The following is a 17,129-nucleotide window of genomic DNA, read 5'->3' on the forward strand; positions in this document are numbered from 1 at the left end:
GAAAGATGACTCCTCAGGAACAGGACATGATCAGCGGTCTGATCGACCGAGTTGAGAAGACACAGCTTGCAGAGAAAGATATGGACGCAGAACAGATGCTGCAGCATGGTTTGGGACGAAACGCGGATGCTCTCTATGTTCTGGCGCAGACGGTGCTGGTGCAGAAATACGCGCTGGAACAGGCGCAGGCACAACTGACGCAAGCAAAGGCGCAGATTGAGCAGATGCAGCAGCACCCGGAGCCGAAACATTCGACGAGCTTTCTGGGAAATTTGCTTGGACGGCATGATGACCAACCGGAGCCCCCGCCTCCGCCACAGAGCTATCCTCAACAGCCGGCGCCTGCATATCCGCAGTACGCTCCGGTCGGTGGGTACGGTGCTCCTCCGCCACAGTATGGAGCGCCTCCTCAATACGGAGCTCCACAAGGGATGGGGGGGGGTGGATTTCTGAGGGGTGCACTCCAGACCGCGACCGGGGTGGCTGCAGGAGCGCTAGCCTTTGAAGGCGTCGAATCACTGATGCATGGATTTGGGCATGAAGCTGGATATGGCGGTGGCCAAGGATTTGGAGGCTTCGATGGAAGTCAGCGTCCTCCCGAAGAGATCGTCAACAACTACTATGGCGACGATCGTGGCGGACGCGACGTCTCTGCCGATGAGAGATCGCTTGGCCAGCAAGAAGATCGAGACTTCGGATCGCGTGATTCCTCGAACAATAGAGACTCACTCTATGGTTCGGGCAGCTCTGACTCTATCGATGACGCGAGCTTGGATTCAGACACATCTACTGATGATGCTTCATTCGATGACGGCAGCGATTTTGGCGACGACGGGTCGGGTGGAGGGGACGACAGCAATTTCGCGTAGCTTTGACCTGTCTGATTCTACACGAATGGACATCCGTCACCAGAACGGACGAGGAATCGCATCCGCTTAAGAGATGGCGACCAAAGGCGCACAATCGACCTATCTCATAAGCTGAAATAGATCCTCTTGGTTCCCCAAGTTGTTAATGACACTCAACAAGGCCTGGTGTTGGGTTTCCGCAGACGACAGTTGCGTCGCCACGATTTCGGGATTTGCAGAGACCAGACCGCCTTGTGCCACCTCAAGTTGGCTTTCTGTAGTTTGCGCGAACGTAGTGGCGGAGTTAAGTCGACTCAAAGAGCTGTCGAGAGTGCTCCGCTGATCGGACAACTGGCCAAGAGCAGTGTTCAAAGCGGCAGTATCGGTCGTAATGGTCGCAGTCGAGGCACCCCCCGAAATATCGCCGATCAATTGACTCAATGCACCAACAATCCCGGTAGCTCCCGAACCGAAAACTGAGGAGCCGGGTAGATTGATCTGAAGCTTCTGTCCGCCTGGTACCTCAATGAATTGCACATTAGTGTCGCCAGCGTAGGCGGCTGTTGGAGGAGTAGTGGTCGTGTTCAGAGTAAAAGGTTGAACTGATCCCTGACTGCCGCTAAATAGGTATTGTCCCTGATAACTGGTGTTGGCCAGCGAGACCACTTCACTGAGAATTCCGCTAAGCGACTGAGCGACGCTGGCATTGTCTGCCGCGTTCTGTGTACCGTTACTCCCTTCGACGGCGAGCGAGAGCGCCTGCGTCACCTGAGCGACTACGTCACCCAAAGTAGAGTCGGCAACCTGCATGATCGAAGCTTCTCCAGAAGCTGATTGAACGAATGTGTCCGCCTGATTGATCTGACTGGCCAGAAGGGTACTTTGCGCAACAGCGACCGGATTGTCCTGAAGCGACTGGACACTCAACCCACTCGATAATTCTGACGTTAGGTTGTTGATCATGGAACTGGACTGATTGAGTGCTCCAGTCAGAGTGCTAAGGTAATTCGGATCTACTCGCAAGTGTGCGCTCCTGATTCTTAGTTGGTTAGTCAAGCCGAATAGTGCGGCGTTTCCTAGGTCACTGTAGTCTCTTCACCAAGGTTGATTGCGCTCGCCATCAGAGTATCAACGATAGAGAACACCTGAGACGCCGCTTGATAGGAGCGTTGATATTGCGTTAGGTTCGACGCCTCTTGATCAGAAGACACGCTCGAGAGCGAATCACGCTGCGTCGTGAGCTGAGTGAGCGCAGCCTCTTGTGTTGCGTTATCCGTTGTTACACCAGAAGCGTCACTGCCGACCTGATCGAGGAATGAAGCGAGGAAGCCTGTGGTGGTCTGGCTCCCGACCACATTCGTTGTGGAAAGATCGGCAAGCGCCGTAGCATTATTGTTCCCCGAAGATCCTTCGCCAGCAGTGGCCGCGGCTACGGCTCCAGGAGAAGTTGCGGATACGGAGATCGATGCTGCAGCACCAGTCGCGCTACCTGGAAGACTAAAGATTGCTAGACCTGGGTTTCCGCTACTGTCAACTCCCAATTCATTCTGCTGATTCACTGCAGTTCCAAGTGAAAAGGCTAGATTATCTAGTGCAGATGAATAACCCGGTAAGTACTGATCCCTTGCTTGCAAAGCTCCGCCCAAGTCTCCACCCTCGAGATTTGACGTCACGTCCTGAGGAGGATCACCTGCTAATACGTCTGTATTTCCTCCTACCTGTGTCGTACTCACTTGGAATGATTGATTACCGCTGACCAAAATCGCGCCGCCGCTAGTTGTCAAAGATATGCCATTCTGTGACGTTGAAATCTGGTCCAATCCAACGAATTGAGACAGTTGGTCGATATCCTCCTGCCGTTGGTCTTCAAGACTGCCGGCGTCCCCGTTAGGACTGAGACTAGCAATCTTAGAGTTAAGAGACGCTATCGAAGACGTGAGGTTATTTATCTGACCGACATCCCCGCTGACTTGCTGATTGAGACTAGTTGATATCTGCGAAAGCTGACTCGATGCGGAATTGAAGGCGCCAGCTAACGCGCTCGCAGCAGTTAGTACTTTCTGCCGCGTTGCTGTATCAGACGGGTTAGCCTCTAAGGAAGACAGAGAGCTGAAGAAACCGTTGATCGCAGTACCAAGCTGCGACGAAGCTTCCGCTCCCGAACCCGTCGAAGCCGACGTCAGCCCGAATATGTTTTCAACCTGCTGCAAAGCAGTTTGAAGCGCGGCACTCTGCGCCGTCGTCTGCGTTTGCTGCTGCACGCGCTGTTCAAGAACTCGATCCCTTAGAGACGAAACAGTAGCGGTTACGCCCGAGCTCTGAGACTCCCCGCTTAGAGAAACTGAATCGCCCGACTGAAAACTTACAACCTCACGTGTATAGCCAGGTGTATTCTGATTTGCAACGTTGTTGGCAGTCGCGTTCAGCGCGGCCTGATCTGCCAGTAACGCTTCACTGGCTATATTTAATAGTGATGTCAGTGTACCCATTCGTATCCCGTGTTTCTCCCGTGCGGGCGGTAGAATTGAAGCCAGATTCTGTCCAAATTTTGAGGATGAGTTAAAGCAACTGGCTCTCTACCCAAAATTGAGATGACGATAGTTTAGCCACCTACGATGCTGCATTTGGCAAGGACTGTTTGATCAATTGCGATCCCTACTTCAGTAAGGATTGAATGATTTTGTCTGCCACGTCTGACGATGAAACTGTGTAGCTCCCAACGGCGATCGTCTCCTGCAAAGATAAAACCTTCGCAGTTCGCGTGTCCGACGCTTCCAGAGCCTGTAATACGAGGCCTCCCGTCGAACTCACAACCGTCTCATCGTCGTGTACCGCAGTTGCGCTCAATGCTTGATGCTTATCGGCCGCGATTCCGGACGTATCCACCGAGACAATTGGCTGTGCCCCAGATGGAGTGATCGCGTTGCCTATCTGTTGACCGCCGATTCCACTTGTATAGCTCATGATCAGCCTCCGTCTACTTGACTGTATCGGCATCCAATCCGCAAACTTTAGTACTCGACGATTTTCTTTTTCAACGCTGTTGATGTTCTTGGGTGACCTGTTCAACCACCCGTCGAGCGATCCCAAAGCCACCACTCTTCGATATGGATTTGGCAATAGCTTCGGTGCCAAAGCTGCTGATAGTGTCCGAAGCTGAGTCTTCGCTCTTCTCTTCGTCTCCCCAACTACTCTGGCCGTGCTGCATTGGTTTCAGCAGTTCCTGCAACATCGTCGCCTCAAATTGTTGGGCGGCATCCACTAGCTTGGCTTGTCTTTGGGCCTCCGCGGTAGGTAAGCGTGAGATATCCGGATCTATCTTCATAGGACTTCAATCTCCGCTTCTAGTGCACCTGCAGACTTCATTGCTTGGAGGATCGAGATAACATCGCGCGCTGAGGCTCCAATCATCTGGAGGCTTCGGACTAGGTCATCCACCGTAGCTCCCTGCTTGAGCTCGATTCGGTTGACCGGTTTGTCCTGGGCATCAACTCGCGTCTGCTGCACAACCTGCGTTGTGCCACCTGAGGAAAATGCATTTGGCTGCGATACCTGAAACTCGCTCACCACGTTGACTGCTAGTCCCCCGTGAAGAATAGACACCGGCTGCAACACCACCGTTCCGCCGATAACTACGGTACCTGTACGCTCATTGACAATCACTTTCGCTCGAGGAAAGACAGGTACTTCTATTGATTCGACCTGAGCCAGTAGGGCCGGAACCTCTTCACCCACTCCGACCAGCAGATCGATTCTCCGACTATCGAGAACGCGTGCTGCAGATCGTCCCAACGAACGATTGATCGCAAGGGCCATGGCCTCTGCGCCGCGAAAGTCAGCATCATTCAATAAGAGTGAAAACTGCTTTTTTCCATCCAAATCCAGTGGCACGCCGCGTTCCACCATCGCACCAAAAGGGACTCGAGCAGTATTGGGATGATTGTATTGTTTTGCATTTCCATTCACGCTGATCGAATAACCACCAACAACCAACGGCCCCTGCGCCTGCGCATATATTTTGCCGTCTGATCCGTAAAGAGGCGTCATCAGAAGCAACCCACCCTCGAGGCTCCTCGCATCACCTGCGGAGGAGACCGTAATGTCGAGTTTGGTACCTGGACGAGCAAAGGGCGGCAACGTCGCAGAAACAAAGACTGCCGCGAGATTCTGGACTCGGATTGCCGCTGCGGGAACGCTGACCCCCATGCGGAGCAAGGTTGACGCCAATGTTTGGGCAGGAAACGTTGTTTGCTGACTGTCGCCGGTGCCCTGCAGACCAACGACTATTCCGTATCCAACTAATTGATTGTCGCGAATACCCTCGATCGAAGCGATATCCTTGACGCGCGCTTGCCTTGGCCCAGATGTCGTCTGGTCTGAAAAGAGAGCACGCGCAGCCGAGGTAGAAGATAGAATCAAGAAGCACAAAAAGGAGATCAAAAGTCTCATGAGTGATTTCTGCACCTGTGATTTTTTTGGATTGTCAGCAACATGCATAGAATTCCTCACTAGAAAACCAACACTTTTTGTAGGAGACGGACAAGGGGGTTCTGGCGATGCGTGTAATCGTTGATAATTCCCTTCCCACGTACCTCAAGCTCCAGGCTAGAAATGGCCGTCGATAAGACCTGATTCTGTTGAGAGATATCTTCGGGACGGACGAGCCCTCTCAAAATGATCGTCTGCGTCTGCTGGCTAAACTCAACCTGCCGAGCCGCCTCGATCACAAGCATCCCGTTTGAAAGGACCTCTATGACTTGGCCACCAAACGTTGTGCTTAGGCTCGAATTAGTTGCACTTGTTCCCTGCGCGTTGAGTCCCGATGAAGATGTTTGGTTGATTAAATTCTGTAGTGCGTTCCCGGTGTGCAATGTGCCGATAAGGCCTGAAATGGAGGAACTCGCGTTGGACGCTCGCGAGTTCTTCACTGTGCCATCCGTCGACGCTGCTAGGCTCTCGGAGACCACAACCGAGATCAGATCATGGGGTCGCATGGCCCGCACGTCCGTGTTGATGCGGGTGAGCCTTCCATTGTCAGTCCAGATAGATCCCGGTGCAGACTGAACGTTGGAGTTTTCCGCGCGTACCCTTTCCAGATAAGACGATAACGACGCGGCAGCCACATTAGGTTTTGGCTCAATTAATTTATGGATAGCCTCGGTCTGTGCTTGCAACAACGGTAACGTCGAAAACATAAGCAGCGCGGCAAGAAATATCGGCGCGAGACGACCTATATCACTGTTGTCGAGTAACACCCATAAACGTTGATTCGTAAAATTCCAGATCTTGTTACGTGGTGGCAATTGAATCGAACTGTGAGCTAACTGTGTCCGTCGAATTTCTCTCATGGCTTCATCTCCACATCGGACGGCCCTCGAACGATACCGGAGAATTGTTCACCTATAGACTGGTCATCGGTATTTCTGCGTAAGAGTCGGACTTTTATTTGGTCACCCAATCCGCCATTCCCTTCTGAGATTCCGGCGACTTCAATCCGCAACGAGGTTTCTTGCCTCCACAGCCTAACAATTTCACCGGCGCGAATTACAACTGATCCCGGAATATCCTTTGCTCTTTCCTGCTCTCTAAGTCGTAAGGGTAAGATCGGATCACGCAGCGGAATGGCGACCGCCGGCCACTCAGGATGATCGCAACGAATGACCATTGCCCAGGTCTGCCTTAGGACAGGGTCCGACTGAATCCTCTCCACTCGATAACCAAGTTTCTCCGATATCGAAGAATACGAAGTAGCGGAGGCCGCGGCAATCGCCATAAGTGGCGTTCTGTAGCAAGCTGCGAGAGCGGTGTTGGCGAGACATATTCCGGAAAGGGTAAGGACTGACCTTCCGCTAATCTTTTTGAATCTTGAAAAGGCATTCAACATAGTCACCTTACCGAACGAGACCGTTGATCTGCGAGTACATGTCGTCGGCGACATGTATTACTTTGGAGTTGCTCTCGTAGGCACGTTGCGCCAGAATCATTTGCACAAACTCTGCTACGACATCTACGTTTGAGTTTTCTAGATACCCTTGCTGCAACGTTCCTATCCCGCTGGTCCCTCCGGGAGTATCCGTAATGGGGTTGCCCGAGGATGCTGTCTGTTGCAACAAATTACTGCCGATTGAGCTCAGCCCTCCTGTATTCGGAAAAGTTGCAAGCTGAATGGTGCCAAGCTGAGCAGCGTTTGTCTGTCCAGGAAGAGTTGCCGTCACAACGCCATATTGAGAGATCACGACATTAGTTGCGTTAGACGGAATTGTGATTGCGGGCAAGATCGTGTCCCCTGCTGAGGTCACAATCGTGCCCTGGCTATTTAAATGAAAGTTACCAGCTCGCGTGTAGGCGATGGTTCCGTCTGGGAGAGAAACCTGGAAAAAACCAGCGCCTTGAATCTCAAGGTCGTATGGGTTCCCTGTATTGTTGGGGTCGCCCTGCGTCATGATCACTTCGCTCGCTGCTGTCTTGGTACCTAAGCCAACCTGCAAACCAGCTGAAAGAGTCTGCTGTGTTTCGGCGGAACCGGGAGTGACCAAGTTTTGATAAATCATGTCCTCGAATTGCACCTGACGCTGTCTGAAACCCGCGGTCCCTGAGTTCGCCAAGTTGTTTGCGATGGTGTCCAGATTTGTTTGCTGGGCACTCATTCCGCTTGCGGCTGTATACAACGCACGAATCATTTCAAGCTCCTTGTCCTTTAGATGACTTTGAAACTATGAACCTTTCGTCAGACTCGAGGAAGATCCTCTGACGCCGTCTTATCAAAGTCGTTATTGAATACGCTCAATGCCTTTTGCATCATCTCTGCTTGTCGTTGCACCAGCACCAGCTGCATTGTTCCGTGAACGGCATCTTCGTTGGCTCCTTCTACCGAACCTTGTTCTACCGAGACGTTCGCGGCAACAGGCTTTGCCCCATTCGCGGAAAATCGGTTAGAACCCTCAGCGGTGAGAACTGATCTATCCGTAAAGTCGAAGGCACCTACCTTGCCTACGATCACACTGCCGTCCGCTGTAGAGGCCGAGATGTTCCCATCGGGTGAGACGTAAACGTTCCCGGTGGGAATGCTGATGGGCTTGAGATTGGTATCGAGCACCGGCTCTCCCTGACTTGTTTGAAGGATCCCTTTCGCGGAGCGGGAGAACGCTCCATCTCTCGTGTACCGGATGCCGTTGGTGGTCTGCACAGCGAAGAATCCTTGACCTTCTAAGGCGAGGTCCAGCGGATTGCCGGTGGCTTTCAGGTCTCCCTGTCCGAGATCAAGTCTGTTTCCACCCAAGACTCCGAAGCCGTTTACAGATTGGCCGACCTGCGATGCTGTCTCCGGATCTTGATCGATGCCACCTGCTAGAACCCCACTGAAGTAATCGCGCTGGGCGCGAAAGCCTGAGGTACCTGCGTTGGCCAGATTGTTGGCCGCGGTATCGAGCGCTTGGGTGCGAGCCAGGAGTCCTGTGTATGCTGCGTAGAGTCCACTGTCCATGCCACGAGCTTATGCAGTTCGGTGGCCGAAGTTTGGGAGACGATCGTTAGAAGGTGCTAAGGAGACGGTCGTTCAAGATTGCTGTTGATCTGCCGATACAGCAGTCAGACCAGAAGAAGCGTTGGGAGGGTCGGTGCGAGCTCTAATTATTGATGATTCGGCAGTGATGAGGAAGGTTATCGAACGAGCGTTGCGGCAGGCTGGCCTCGAACTCAGTGAGGTGTTGCAGGCTTCGAATGGGGAGGAGGCGTTGCAGACTCTTCGAGACAATCAAGGTTCAGGTGCACTGGCATTGATTCTGAGTGACATCAATATGCCAGTGATGGATGGACTGCAGTTTCTGGAGGCACGGAAGCAGGAGAATCTCGCGCAGGGTGTTCCTGTCGTGATGATTACGACGGAAGGCAATGAGAGCTTCGTACTGCGTGCGATTGCTGCGGGTGCTCAAGGCTATATCTGCAAGCCGTTCACGGCCGAGCAGGTGAAGGCGCGGGTGCTTCCGCTCTTGCGGGCTGCGTAGAAGGTTGTTGATGAACGTTCGGATTAGATCTTTCGGTTCGGTCATTCCAATCTTAGAACCTATCGAATCTTAGAATCTGGCGCATTTTAGTTTGTTGAGAGTTGCTGGAGTTGTGCGGAATATAAACCAGGAGTGGGAAGAGGACGATTGTGTCAAACGCGCAGGATGAGGCAGTGACTCGGCTGGATTCAGCGGTCGCGGAAGTTTTTGAGACGATGCTGGAGAGAAGCTGCGACCCGTTGGAGGGTGAGGTTGATACGGTGGAGGGGCGGATCGTAGCGAGGATTCAATTTACCGGTGCCGTGGATGGCGAGTGCCTTTTGTACGCGAGCCAGGCTACCGCGTCGGTGACTGCTGAGGCGTTGCTGGGAACCCCCTCGGAGCCGCACGACCCGATGGTGGATGACGCGATCGGGGAGCTTTGCAACATGATCGCGGGCGGCTGGAAGAGTAAGTTGGCCTCTCCTGACTCGAACTGCGTGATCTCGACACCAGCCGTCACGCGCGATGGTCTTGACGGGTATCAGGCCAAGTTTGGGACCAAATTCAGCCGAAACTATTCGTTTCAGGGGAATGTGTTTGGCGTTGTTCTTGCGTTCTAGGGAGGGTACCCCCCCCCCTGGTATGCCGCGCGTAAGTTATTTTAAATCAATAGCTTACAGCCAAGATCTGCTGGCAAATTAGTCATATCAAAAGGGTTACGCGCAAATTCTTCCAGCCAAAGGACTTACAGGTTTCTCTCGCTCGTGACATCGGAGCCTAGGTACCTTTACTCTGAGCTGTATCCAGTATAGCTGTGGGGCCAGAACTCATACGCCACGGCTATCTTATTGATATAGAAATACTTGCAGATAAAGAGGGCTTGACAGCTTTTCGGTGGTTAGTTGCAGCCGTATTGCGAGTCCAGTGTGGCGGGCAGGATGGCCGGTTCATCTGCAAGTGACATCTGTGACCGGCCCAGCTGCTGAAGTTTTCGCGATCTTGTGTGAGCTGGCGTTGGCGGATCAGTTGGCGCCGGAGAAAATCTTATGTTGACAACATACCCACTGGTTGGTATTGTGTCATTCAACCATGGGACCTACATACATGATCGACGCGCGGCACGAATCGAAGACGAAGTTTCTGAATGCAGCAATGCATGTAATCCGGGTCAAAGGATATACGGCCACGCGAATTGAGGATGTGTGCGCGGAGGCCGGTTTGACCAAGGGCAGCTTCTTTCATCACTTCAAAAGCAAGGAAGATCTGGCACTGGCGGCGGCTGAGCACTGGGAAGAGGTGACCAGCGATTTCTTTCGATCAGCGCCGTACCGGCAGCTAGACGATCCACTGGACCGAGTGCTGGCGTATGTGGATTTTCGCAAGGAGATTTTGCGGGGAGAGCTGGCGGACTTTACCTGCCTGATGGGAACCATGGTGCAGGAGGTCTACGATACCAATCCGGATATTCGGGAGGCCTGCAACAGGAGCATCAGTAGCCATGCGGCGACCATTGAGGCAGACATCGCTGAGGCTATTCAGAAATACGGCGTCGAAGGGGATTGGACGGCGCAGAGTCTCGCGCTTTACACACAGGCCACGTTGCAGGGGGCTTTCATTCTTGCGAAGGCGAAGAGCGGATCCGAGATAGCAGTTGATTGCATTGATCATCTGCATCGGTATATTGAGATGTTGTTCTCTCAATCCGATCCAAGGAGCGTTCGAAATGACAGAGGTACCACCACAGCGAGGAGATGAAGCATTTGAGGGGTTGTTGGAAGCACCGCGATTCGAGGATGGAAAGCCGATGCTGTTGGCGGGTTTGCGGGGCAACTACACGATAACAACGATGGGGGAGATTCCGGCGCTTTGGCAGCGTTTTGTACCGTACATCGATAAGGTTCCTGGACGAGTGGGCCGCGTGGAGTATGGGGTATGTTTTCCTTTGATGGACGGCTTCGACTATATGGCGGCAATAGAGGTGCAAAGCTTTGAGGGAGTTCCCTCGGAGTTGAACGTTGTGACGATGCCTTCGCAACGGTATGCAGTGTTTGCACATCGCGGCCACATCACAAAGCTTCAGGAGACGTGTCGTGCGATTGAGCGCGATTGGCTGCCAAAGTCGCGTTACTCGCTCGGGCTTGGGCCGGCTGGTTTCTTTGAGCGTTACGGTGAGAGCTTTGATCCAAAGGTCGGCGAGGGCGATGTCGAGGTGTGGGTACCTATCCGATAGGCCTTGGCGTGTGCTTTTGAAGATGCAGCAAAGGGCCGTGCAGCTAATCAGAGAGGAGAACCACGATGGCGACAGTAGCGATGCAGACGGATGTCTCGAAGGATGAGGCCGAAGTTCTGGCGGTGATCGATCAACTTTGCAGGGCGAATCATGAAAAAGATGCTGCCGGATTTGCGGCGATGTTCGTGGCGGATGTGGCTGACTATAACCTGGCTCCGCCGCTGTCTCATCGTGGAATCGATCTCCGCGAAAAGCAGACGTGGTTTGATTCGTGGAATGGGCCGGTGGAAATTGAAGCGCGTGATTTTGAGGTTACGGTCAGCGGTGATGTTGCGTTCTGTCATGGTTTTATGCACATGAACGCCACCTCGAAGACGGGAGCGCGACTGGTCAGCTTCTGGATGCGTTCCACTCTTCATCTGAAGCGGGAGGCTGGTGAGTGGAGGATCACACACTCACATACGTCGGTACCGTTTTACATGGATGGCAGTTTGCGGCCGGCTTTTGATTTGATCCCTTAGCAAATGCTGCGGATAGACTGGCTGCATGGTGGAGGCTATCTATTGCTGGGGGGTTGCTGGTTTGCTCTTCGTATCCGGACTTTGCCACATTGTTGCGCCAGAGCTGACCGAACGCTGGATGAGCGGTGCCGCCGCAGTGCGATGGATGGGAGCGGTCCTTCTGGTTCTGGCGATCCCATGCCTGATGTGGCGCGGCTGGTACTTCTGGACGCTGTTTGCAGGATTGCTTCTGTCGGGCATATGGCGAGTGTTCTTTCCGCGTGGTTCAATTCGAACGCAACAGAGGAGCTATCCTCGTTGGGTGCATGGGTGTCTACTTGTCGGTGGAGCGGCTCTGGTGTGGGCGTTGCAGCCATAGTCTGCACAGGCCAAGACAAGCAAATGAGGGTTCTGTCTTCGACCTCAGAGTCGGAACGATAGATGTTCTTGGCTCTTGGTAAAGCAAAAAACCCGGCTTCCGCTTGATGCGGAGACCGGGCTGTTGTGTGTGTGAATCCGAATGCTTACTTGACTACGGACTGGAAGAGCGGAGAGGTGAGGAGGCTGGCGAACTGACTGTCGGAGGAGGAGTAGGAGACAGTCAGAGTGCCTGCGTTTGAGTCGATGATAGTTTGGTCGAGAGCGGACTTCTCGAGTGGTGTGCCAGAGTTCTTGCGCAGGATGGAGACACCCTTCATCAACGTGGCAGCGGTTGCGGCGGTGAGCGTGTCGGACATGACGACGGCCATCTCGAACTTGACGCCGTTCTGGAAGTCCATGGTGTAACGGCTGCTCTTCATGCGATTCTTGACGGTGTCGTAGTCGGCGAGTTGCGAGGCATCGCCGAGTACGCTCTTCATCATGGTCTGCGTGCCTTTGGCGTCGAGGAGACTCCAGACCGCCTTGGAATCTACGACTCCCATCTCGTTGACCATGTCGCCGTTCGCGAGGAAGTTCGAGGTGATACCGTCACGCGCGTCCATTGCTTCCTTTACTGATTCCTTGTCGCCGAAGACCATGGTGGTCTGGTTGAGGAAGACGACGCTCATGCCGTTGGAGCCCATGGGATAGACGCTGTTGTTGCGGATCATGGTGGGCTTGATCTTGTTCTTGGTGAAGTTGGCCATGACTTCGCGGGTGTGGAACTGGCCCTGGGCGATGCCTACGATACGGGTTCCCTCACCCTTGGAATCGCGGAAGGCCGCGAATGCGAGGACGTCAGCGTCCGCGTCGACCTTGAGGCCGGAGCTCTTGAGAGCGGTCTCGAGCCGCTTGAGCTCGGGCGGGAGAACTCGGTCTTTGAGATCCATGGCGGCGGGGGAGTTCTGCATGGCGCGATAGTCGACGACGATGAGCTGCTGAACATCCTTGGGCGTGGCGGACTTGGCGTCGCTGGAGAGCTGTGCAGCGGAGGCGAAGCTGGGGGCCAACATGGTCGCCATCACTACGGCTGCGGTGAAGAGGGTGCGCTTGGTTGTGTTCATAAATCCTTTTGCTCCTTGAGCTACTAGCAGTGTAGCTGCAATACCACCATTGTTCCGTGAATACGCGCTGGTTGCAAGACTTGATGAGGCGAGTTCTGTTAGCAAGCTTGCTACTTTCGTGGTAGATGAGGTGATTTTGGAAGACCTAGTGCTTAGGCCACGCGATGGGGGAGTGAAGTCTGCGCTCTAATACCTTTCCGTCTGGATCGAAGCCGCTTATTTGACGAATCCAATCGGAATCGGGCTCATAGGCGGCTTCGGGGATGAGGCCGATGAGCTCTGCTTCTTCGATGAGGACCCCGTGGCGCTGGGCGAGGTGCTGGACGGTGGCGTGGACGTGACGCATGGGGGTGAGTCGGAAGTCGGTGACGTTCATGCTGACCTGGGCGCGACCATTGGCGAGGACGGCGATGGCTTTGACGCCGTGGAGGCCACCGTTGGCGGCGCGAACGTCGCGGGCGATGGCTCGGGCGGCGGCGATGTCGGGCTGCTGGAGGTGGACACTGTAGGCGATGAGGAAGCTGCGAGCTCCGACGGCGGAGGCTCCGGCGGTTTCGTGGAGTTCGGGGCCGCCGATGTCGGGGCGACGGGTGGCGTCGCGGAGGGCGGCGTCGCGGAGGCCTTCGAACTGGCCGCGGCGGACGTCCTCGAGGAGAACGCGGTCGGGACGAGCGGCAGCTGCTCCGTAGAAGTAGACGGGAATGCCGTAGCGGCGCCAGATGAGGAGGCCGGCCTGACGGGCGAGGACGGCGCAGTCGGCGAGGGAGGCTCCGCTGACGGGGATGAAGGGGATGACGTCGGCGGCGCCGATGCGGGGATGGACACCGTTCTGCGCGGTGAGGTCGATGAGCTCGGCGGCTTTGCCTGCGGCGAGGACGGCGGCTTCCACGATGCCTTCGGGGGAGCCGGCGAGGGTGACGATGGAGCGATTGTGTGCGGTGTCGAGGGACCAGTCGAGCAGGCGCACGCCTTCGACCTGCGTGGCGGCGACGATCTTTTCGACTTTGGCGGCGTCAGTGCCTTCAGAGAAGTTGGGGACGCACTCGATGATGGCTTCTGGATTCATTTCAAGTACTGCTCGTGCGTGATTCGCGGCTTATTGTAAGAGTTATTTCCACCAGGTGTAGCCGAGGGAAAATTGGACGCTGGCGTTGACGCCGGGATTGCGGTCTCCGAGGGAGGCGCTGGAGATGTGGACGGCGTTGGCGCCGAAGTCGATGGAGCGGCGAGGGCGGAGGAAGTAGTGGACACCGATGCCGCCTTGTGGGGTGAAGTTGAAGACGCTGGCGTCGGCGTATTTGCCATCGTTTTGTGAGTTGTAGGGTGGGCCGCCAAAGGCTGGGTACTTGTGGTTCGTCCAGAGGAGGCCACCGGCTGCTTGGCCCCAGAAGGAGAACTTTTTGGTGCCGATGACGTTCCAGCGAAGGATGATTGGCGTGACGGATGCTCCCGTGAATGTGCCCCCGACCGTGTAGAAAGGGGTGCACTGCGGGGGGGTGCCGGGCGGGTTGGTGCAGAAGGGACGCTGGAATTTTGGTGTGTAAGACTGCCAGAAGGGGAAGACTTCGACGGCATACTCGAAGTTGCCGCGGAGGGGACCGTGGCCCATGTTGGCGGTGAGGACTTTGCCTGCGTGGACACCTGCCATGAGGAACTTGAAGTCGTCGCGATTTTCCGTGACGCCGAATCCGCCCTGGACGATGGCACCGATCTCGAGGGGCTGGTGGCCTTTGGGATCGAGGAACGGATTGTTTTCGTTTGTGACGACTGCCTGGCCGGAGGAAGGGCGAGTGGCGAGCAGGAGGGCGATTGCCCAGAGGGTGGTCGCGCCAATGCGTGCGAGTTGGTTGATCACTTGGATCTCCGATGTTGGTGGCAGAAGAAGGCCGCCGGTGAACGGCGGCCGTTTGGGCTTAGCTACCGTTTTTGATTAGTGGCTGGCGTTGGCTACCGCAGCTTCGTCGAAGTCGAAGTTGGAGTAGACATTTTGTGTGTCGTCCAAATCTTCGATGGTCTCGAGGAGGCGGATCATGGCGTTGGCCTGACTGCCTTCAAGTTTAGTGTAGGTCGAGGCGATCTTGGTGACCTCGGCGTGCTCGGGAGTGATCTTTGCGGCCTTGAGGGCTTCAGTTACGGCTTCGAAGTCCTTGGGGTCGCAGAGGACTTCCCAGTTTTCGCCTTCGTCGGAAAGGTCTTCGGCACCAGCATCGAGGACGATCTCGGTGAGCTTGTCTTCGGACGCGGTTGATTTGGCTACGGTGATGACGCCCTTCTTGGTGAACATCCAAGAGACGGAGTTCGATTCGCCGAGGTTGCCGCCGTTTTTCGAGAAGGCGTGGCGGATCTCGCTGACAGCGCGGTTCTTGTTGTCGGTGAGGACGTCGACGATGAGGGCTACGCCGCCGGGGCCGTAGCCCTCGTAGGTAATCTCTTCGTAGCTGACGCCTTCGAGTTCGCCGGTACCGCGCTGGATGGCGCGTTTGATGTTGTCGGCGGGCATGTTCTCGGCCTTAGCGGCGGCGATGGCGCCACGGAGGCGGGGGTTACCGTCGGGATCGCCACCACCGGTCTTGGCGGCGATGGTGATTTCCTTGATGAGGCGGGTGAAGATCTTGCCGCGTTTGGCGTCTGTTGCGCCCTTTTTATGCTTAATTGTCGCCCATTTTGAGTGGCCGGACATGGACTACCTCGGTGTTGATTTTGCGTGTGCCTACGATCGGTTGCGGGCTTGCGCGACCTTGTGATTTTAGCATGTTGGAAGGGGCGGGCATGCAGCCGACAGGGAAAGCGGCTCGCGCTGACGCGCGAATGCCCACATCTCAAAATCGAGATATGGGGCACCCGGCACCCGGTTGGGAGTGAGCGCCTGTTTGTTGCGTGTGAAACTGTTTCGGTCGTGGACGAGTCCTATAGACGAGTCCTATAGAAGATCGATTGATCGGGCAGAGTCCGGTTTGAGGTTGGAATGAGATGTTTGTGGGGACGGACTACTGCACTAACCTGCGTGAGCGTGATGCTTCTCTGGCCTTGCGGTATCGGATGCGCACAGGGCCCACACTGGAGAGGGGAGCGGATCGTCGCTTCGCAGAGTTTTGTGGAGGGCGGGAGCACGATTCAGGTCGACTTTGCGACGGGAGATCTTGATCTGTCGCACTCCGACGTTGTCTCGTGGGTGCAGGCGTCGGCGCATTCGGTGGCGGTGTACTACGGCAGGTTTCCGGTCGCGCGGGCGAGGGTGGTGATTGAGCCCATCGCTGGCGAATCCGATTCGATTCACGGCACTACGTGGGGTGGGATGGGCGGCTTCCCTGCTGTGACACGGATTCGGTTGGCACAGCATGCGACGAAAGATGATCTGAAGGACGACTGGGTGATGACGCATGAGCTTGTGCATACTGCGTTGCCGGATCTTCCGGATGATCAGCACTGGATGGAAGAGGGGCTGGCTACGTACATCGAACCGATTGCAAGGGCGGGGACGGGCAGGCTGACAGAGGCCAGGGTGTGGGCGGAGTTTTTGCACGAGATGCACAATGGCGAGCCGGAGCGTGGGGATCGGGGGATGAACAAGACGCCGACCTGGGGACGGACGTATTGGGGTGGGGCGATGTTTTGTCTGATGGCTGATGTTTCGATCCGGCGTCAAACGAACGACAAGAAGGGGCTTAGAGATGCTCTGCGTGCGGTTGTGGATAGCGGGGGTGGGATCGATAAGGACTGGCCGCTGTCGCGTGTGCTGCAGATCGGGGATCACGCAACGGGGACGTCTGTTTTGACAGATATGTATGCGAAGTGGAGCGAGAAGCCGGTGGATGTGGATCTGCCGGCGTTATGGAAGGAGCTGGGTGTGAGTGCTGGGCCGAATAGTGGAGTGGTGTTGGATGCGAAGGCTCCGCTGGCGGGGATTCGGGACTCGATTAGTGCGTCGAAGTGACAGATTGTCGAGAGAATGCGAGAGCAAAAAGCCAATATTTTGAAGTTTCCCATATGTATGGTCCGCCGTCTGACTGCAAGGGAAAAGTGATTCGATGAAGAAAGTCTGCGTCAATGTATCCGGCCTGTTGGTGGAGAGTTGTTCTCCT

21 protein-coding genes are annotated in these 17,129 nt (G+C 55.1%); 8 read left to right on the plus strand and 13 right to left on the minus strand.

The annotated features are described in order from the left end of the window. Window positions 1-5 precede the first annotated feature (5 nt). Window positions 6-869 carry a DUF2076 domain-containing protein gene (locus HDF14_RS22005; protein WP_183980901.1) on the plus strand — a complete coding sequence of 288 codons (864 nt, stop codon included), beginning with the start codon at window positions 6-8 and terminating at the stop codon, window positions 867-869. A 99-nt stretch (window positions 870-968) separates the two neighbouring features. Here the strand turns inward: HDF14_RS22005 and HDF14_RS22010 are convergent, their stop codons facing one another. The 9 genes from HDF14_RS22010 to HDF14_RS22050 all read right to left on the minus strand — a co-directional run bounded on the left by HDF14_RS22010 (window position 969) and on the right by HDF14_RS22050 (window position 8,331). Continuing rightward, window positions 969-1,871: a flagellar hook-associated protein 3 gene (locus HDF14_RS22010; protein WP_183980902.1), complete on the minus strand. Its 903-nt coding sequence runs from the start codon at window positions 1,869-1,871 to the stop codon at window positions 969-971. 53 nt (window positions 1,872-1,924) lie between these two features. Continuing rightward, window positions 1,925-3,337, minus strand: coding sequence for a flagellar hook-associated protein FlgK (gene flgK / locus HDF14_RS22015; protein WP_183980903.1), 1,413 nt, complete (start codon window positions 3,335-3,337; stop codon window positions 1,925-1,927). Window positions 3,338-3,503: 166 nt separating this feature from the next. After that, on the minus strand, window positions 3,504-3,812 hold the full coding sequence (locus tag HDF14_RS22020; RefSeq protein ID WP_183980904.1) for a flagellar biosynthesis anti-sigma factor FlgM: 309 nt from the start codon (window positions 3,810-3,812) through the stop codon (window positions 3,504-3,506). 70 nt (window positions 3,813-3,882) lie between these two features. Continuing rightward, a complete protein-coding gene (locus HDF14_RS22025; RefSeq protein ID WP_183980905.1) occupies window positions 3,883-4,173 on the minus strand; it encodes a hypothetical protein in 291 nt (96 codons plus the stop codon). Beyond that, entirely contained in the window at window positions 4,170-5,297 is a 1,128-nt protein-coding gene (locus HDF14_RS22030) for a flagellar basal body P-ring protein FlgI (RefSeq protein ID WP_183980906.1), read from the minus strand. The genes HDF14_RS22025 and HDF14_RS22030 overlap by 4 nt, the downstream gene beginning before the upstream one ends. Before the next feature lie 59 nt (window positions 5,298-5,356). Beyond that, complete coding sequence (locus HDF14_RS22035; RefSeq protein ID WP_260698480.1) at window positions 5,357-6,196, minus strand: flagellar basal body L-ring protein FlgH; 840 nt, start codon at window positions 6,194-6,196, stop codon at window positions 5,357-5,359. After that, window positions 6,193-6,786, minus strand: coding sequence for a flagella basal body P-ring formation protein FlgA (locus tag HDF14_RS27730; RefSeq protein ID WP_406707256.1), 594 nt, complete (start codon window positions 6,784-6,786; stop codon window positions 6,193-6,195). The genes HDF14_RS22035 and HDF14_RS27730 overlap by 4 nt, the downstream gene beginning before the upstream one ends. Next, window positions 6,740-7,528, minus strand: a complete 789-nt coding sequence (gene flgG / locus HDF14_RS22045) for a flagellar basal-body rod protein FlgG (RefSeq protein WP_183980908.1) — start codon at window positions 7,526-7,528, stop codon at window positions 6,740-6,742. The genes HDF14_RS27730 and flgG overlap by 47 nt, the downstream gene beginning before the upstream one ends. Window positions 7,529-7,575: 47 nt before the next feature. Next, entirely contained in the window at window positions 7,576-8,331 is a 756-nt protein-coding gene (locus tag HDF14_RS22050; protein ID WP_183980909.1) for a flagellar hook-basal body protein, read from the minus strand. A 133-nt stretch (window positions 8,332-8,464) separates the two neighbouring features. Between HDF14_RS22050 and HDF14_RS22055 the strand changes: the two genes are divergently transcribed. From HDF14_RS22055 to HDF14_RS22080, 6 genes are all read left to right on the plus strand, one after another. Further along, on the plus strand, window positions 8,465-8,851 hold the full coding sequence (locus HDF14_RS22055) for a response regulator (RefSeq protein WP_183980910.1): 387 nt from the start codon (window positions 8,465-8,467) through the stop codon (window positions 8,849-8,851). A gap of 149 nt (window positions 8,852-9,000) precedes the next feature. Further along, on the plus strand, window positions 9,001-9,453 hold the full coding sequence (locus HDF14_RS22060; RefSeq protein WP_183980911.1) for a chemotaxis protein CheX: 453 nt from the start codon (window positions 9,001-9,003) through the stop codon (window positions 9,451-9,453). A 484-nt stretch (window positions 9,454-9,937) separates the two neighbouring features. Beyond that, window positions 9,938-10,588, plus strand: a complete 651-nt coding sequence (locus HDF14_RS22065; protein WP_183980912.1) for a TetR/AcrR family transcriptional regulator — start codon at window positions 9,938-9,940, stop codon at window positions 10,586-10,588. Then, window positions 10,557-11,063, plus strand: coding sequence for a GyrI-like domain-containing protein (locus tag HDF14_RS22070; protein WP_183980913.1), 507 nt, complete (start codon window positions 10,557-10,559; stop codon window positions 11,061-11,063). The genes HDF14_RS22065 and HDF14_RS22070 overlap by 32 nt, the downstream gene beginning before the upstream one ends. 65 nt (window positions 11,064-11,128) lie before the next feature. Beyond that, a complete protein-coding gene (locus tag HDF14_RS22075; protein ID WP_183980914.1) occupies window positions 11,129-11,584 on the plus strand; it encodes a nuclear transport factor 2 family protein in 456 nt (151 codons plus the stop codon). 25 nt (window positions 11,585-11,609) lie between these two features. After that, complete coding sequence (locus HDF14_RS22080; RefSeq protein ID WP_183980915.1) at window positions 11,610-11,942, plus strand: hypothetical protein; 333 nt, start codon at window positions 11,610-11,612, stop codon at window positions 11,940-11,942. A gap of 145 nt (window positions 11,943-12,087) precedes the next feature. Here the strand turns inward: HDF14_RS22080 and HDF14_RS22085 are convergent, their stop codons facing one another. From HDF14_RS22085 to HDF14_RS22100, 4 genes are all read right to left on the minus strand, one after another. Next, window positions 12,088-13,047: a hypothetical protein gene (locus HDF14_RS22085; protein ID WP_183980916.1), complete on the minus strand. Its 960-nt coding sequence runs from the start codon at window positions 13,045-13,047 to the stop codon at window positions 12,088-12,090. Between the two features lie 145 nt (window positions 13,048-13,192). After that, entirely contained in the window at window positions 13,193-14,113 is a 921-nt protein-coding gene (gene ftcD, locus HDF14_RS22090) for a glutamate formimidoyltransferase (RefSeq protein WP_183980917.1), read from the minus strand. Window positions 14,114-14,155: 42 nt separating this feature from the next. Next, a complete protein-coding gene (locus tag HDF14_RS22095; protein WP_313899661.1) occupies window positions 14,156-14,902 on the minus strand; it encodes an acyloxyacyl hydrolase in 747 nt (248 codons plus the stop codon). A gap of 75 nt (window positions 14,903-14,977) precedes the next feature. Then, entirely contained in the window at window positions 14,978-15,727 is a 750-nt protein-coding gene (locus HDF14_RS22100) for a YebC/PmpR family DNA-binding transcriptional regulator (protein ID WP_183980918.1), read from the minus strand. A 285-nt stretch (window positions 15,728-16,012) separates the two neighbouring features. Here HDF14_RS22100 and HDF14_RS22105 point away from each other — a divergent pair, with 285 nt between their 5' ends. Next, window positions 16,013-16,981: a hypothetical protein gene (locus tag HDF14_RS22105; protein WP_183980919.1), complete on the plus strand. Its 969-nt coding sequence runs from the start codon at window positions 16,013-16,015 to the stop codon at window positions 16,979-16,981. Window positions 16,982-17,129: the final 148 nt, after the last annotated feature.

The sequence above is a fragment of the Tunturiibacter gelidiferens genome (assembly GCF_014201335.1).
Lineage (GTDB): Bacteria > Acidobacteriota > Terriglobia > Terriglobales > Acidobacteriaceae > Edaphobacter > Edaphobacter lichenicola_E.

What these genes read in the sequence shown, in the direction of transcription:
- HDF14_RS22100 (WP_183980918.1), bottom strand. Translation starts at nt 15,727, where the DNA reads ATGTCCGGCCACTCAAAATGGGCGACAATTAAGCATAAAAAGGGCGCA.
- flgK (WP_183980903.1), bottom strand. Translation starts at nt 3,337, where the DNA reads ATGGGTACACTGACATCACTATTAAATATAGCCAGTGAAGCGTTACTG.
- HDF14_RS22105 (WP_183980919.1), top strand. Translation starts at nt 16,013, where the DNA reads ATGAGATGTTTGTGGGGACGGACTACTGCACTAACCTGCGTGAGCGTG.
- HDF14_RS22025 (WP_183980905.1), bottom strand. Translation starts at nt 4,173, where the DNA reads ATGAAGATAGATCCGGATATCTCACGCTTACCTACCGCGGAGGCCCAA.
- HDF14_RS22080 (WP_183980915.1), top strand. Translation starts at nt 11,610, where the DNA reads ATGGTGGAGGCTATCTATTGCTGGGGGGTTGCTGGTTTGCTCTTCGTA.
- HDF14_RS22005 (WP_183980901.1), top strand. Translation starts at nt 6, where the DNA reads ATGACTCCTCAGGAACAGGACATGATCAGCGGTCTGATCGACCGAGTT.
- flgG (WP_183980908.1), bottom strand. Translation starts at nt 7,528, where the DNA reads ATGATTCGTGCGTTGTATACAGCCGCAAGCGGAATGAGTGCCCAGCAA.
- HDF14_RS22020 (WP_183980904.1), bottom strand. Translation starts at nt 3,812, where the DNA reads ATGAGCTATACAAGTGGAATCGGCGGTCAACAGATAGGCAACGCGATC.
- HDF14_RS22035 (WP_260698480.1), bottom strand. Translation starts at nt 6,196, where the DNA reads ATGAGAGAAATTCGACGGACACAGTTAGCTCACAGTTCGATTCAATTG.
- HDF14_RS22070 (WP_183980913.1), top strand. Translation starts at nt 10,557, where the DNA reads ATGACAGAGGTACCACCACAGCGAGGAGATGAAGCATTTGAGGGGTTG.
- HDF14_RS27730 (WP_406707256.1), bottom strand. Translation starts at nt 6,786, where the DNA reads ATGTCGCCGACGACATGTACTCGCAGATCAACGGTCTCGTTCGGTAAG.
- HDF14_RS22075 (WP_183980914.1), top strand. Translation starts at nt 11,129, where the DNA reads ATGGCGACAGTAGCGATGCAGACGGATGTCTCGAAGGATGAGGCCGAA.
- ftcD (WP_183980917.1), bottom strand. Translation starts at nt 14,113, where the DNA reads ATGAATCCAGAAGCCATCATCGAGTGCGTCCCCAACTTCTCTGAAGGC.
- HDF14_RS22030 (WP_183980906.1), bottom strand. Translation starts at nt 5,297, where the DNA reads ATGAGACTTTTGATCTCCTTTTTGTGCTTCTTGATTCTATCTTCTACC.
- HDF14_RS22085 (WP_183980916.1), bottom strand. Translation starts at nt 13,047, where the DNA reads ATGAACACAACCAAGCGCACCCTCTTCACCGCAGCCGTAGTGATGGCG.
- HDF14_RS22065 (WP_183980912.1), top strand. Translation starts at nt 9,938, where the DNA reads ATGATCGACGCGCGGCACGAATCGAAGACGAAGTTTCTGAATGCAGCA.
- HDF14_RS22050 (WP_183980909.1), bottom strand. Translation starts at nt 8,331, where the DNA reads ATGGACAGTGGACTCTACGCAGCATACACAGGACTCCTGGCTCGCACC.